At 65.8% G+C, this 1,875-nt stretch carries 1 protein-coding gene; it reads left to right on the forward strand.

Going from position 1 to position 1,875, the window contains the following annotated elements:
* Window positions 1-1,875: acetate--CoA ligase (gene acs / locus NA8_RS32200; protein ID WP_063054047.1), on the forward strand; the 1,875-nt coding region annotated here is incomplete at both ends.

Genomic DNA, 1,875 nt, shown 5'->3' on the forward strand with positions numbered 1-1,875 from the left:
TACCCGCCGAGCGCGGAGTTCGCCGCTCAGGCCAACGCCGACGCGGGGTTCTACCAGCGGGCGGCGGCCGACCGGGAAGCATTCTGGGCCGAGCAAGCCGGGCGGCTGCACTGGCACGAACCGTTCACACAGGTACTGGACTGGACCGACGCACCGGTAGCGAAATGGTTCGTCGGCGGAAAACTCAACGTCGCCTACAACTGCCTCGACCGCCACGTCCTCGACGGCCACGGCGACCAGATCGCCATCCACTGGGAAGGCGAACCCGGCGACTCCCGCACCATCACCTACCAGCAACTACTCGACGAAGTATCCCGCGCCGCCAACACCCTCACCGACCTCGGCCTGCACGCCGGCGACCGGGTCGCGATCTACATGCCCATGGTCCCCGAAGCCATCATCTCCATGCTCGCCTGCGCCCGCCTCGGCCTCACCCACTCCGTCGTCTTCGCCGGATTCTCCCCCACCGCACTGCGCCAACGCGTCGACGACGCCGGCGCCCGCCTGATCATCACCACCGACGGACAATGGCGCCGCGGCAAACCCACCCCCCTCAAAGCCGCCGTCGACGAAGCCCTCGGCAACGACACCACCACCGTCGAACACCTCCTGGTCGTCCACCGCACCGGCATCGAAGTCCCCTGGACCGAAGGCCGCGACCTGTGGTGGCACGACACCGTCACCACCGCCTCCCCCCAACACCAAGCCCAACCCTTCGACACCGAACACCCCCTGTTCATCCTCTACACCTCCGGCACCACCGGAAAACCCAAAGGCATCCTGCACACCACCGGCGGCTACCTCACCCAAACCGCCTACACCCACCACACCATCTTCGACCACAAACCCGGCCACGACACCTACTGGTGCACCGCCGACATCGGCTGGGTCACCGGACACAGCTACATCGTCTACGGCCCCCTCACCAACCGCACCACCCAAATCGTCTACGAAGGCACACCCAACTCCCCCACCGAACACCGCCACTTCGAAATCATCGAAAAATACGGCGTCACCATCTACTACACCGCCCCCACCCTCATCCGCACCTTCATGAAATGGGGCAGGCAGATTCCCGACGCCCACGATCTGTCGACACTGCGGCTGCTCGGCTCGGTCGGCGAACCCATCAACCCCGAAGCATGGCGCTGGTACCGCGAAGTCATCGGCGCCGGCCGCACCCCCATCGTCGACACCTGGTGGCAAACCGAAACCGGCGCCATCATGATCGCCCCCCTGCCCGGCGTCACCGCCACCAAACCCGGCGCCGCCATGACCCCACTACCCGGCATCTCCGCTCGCGTCGTCGACGAAGAAGGCAAACCGGTCGCACACGGAGAAACCGAAGCCAACGGCTACCTCGTGCTCGACCAGCCCTGGCCATCAATGCTGCGCGGCATCTGGGGCGATCGGCAACGCTTCCGCGAAACCTACTGGGAACGCTTCGCCGAACAAGGCTGGTACTTCGCCGGCGACGGCGCCAAACTCGACACCAACGGCGACCTATGGATCCTCGGCCGCGTCGACGACGTCATGAACATCTCCGGCCACCGAATCTCCACCGCCGAAGTCGAATCCGCCCTCGTCGCACACCACACCGTCGCCGAAGCCGCCGTCGTCGGCGCCACCGACCCCACCACCGGCCAAGGCATCGTCGCCTTCGTCATCCTCACCACACACACCCAACCCACCCCCACCCTCATCGACGACCTCAAAACCCAAGTCGCCCACGAAATCAGCCCCATCGCCAAACCCCGCGAAATCCACATCGTCCCCGAACTCCCCAAAACCCGCAGCGGCAAAATCATGCGCCGCCTCCTACGCGACATCGCCGAAGGACGCGAACTCGGCGACACCTCCACCCTCGTCGACCCG

Origin of the sequence: Nocardia arthritidis NBRC 100137 (genome assembly GCF_001612765.1) — a bacterium.
Taxonomy (GTDB): Bacteria; Actinomycetota; Actinomycetes; order Mycobacteriales; family Mycobacteriaceae; genus Nocardia; species Nocardia arthritidis.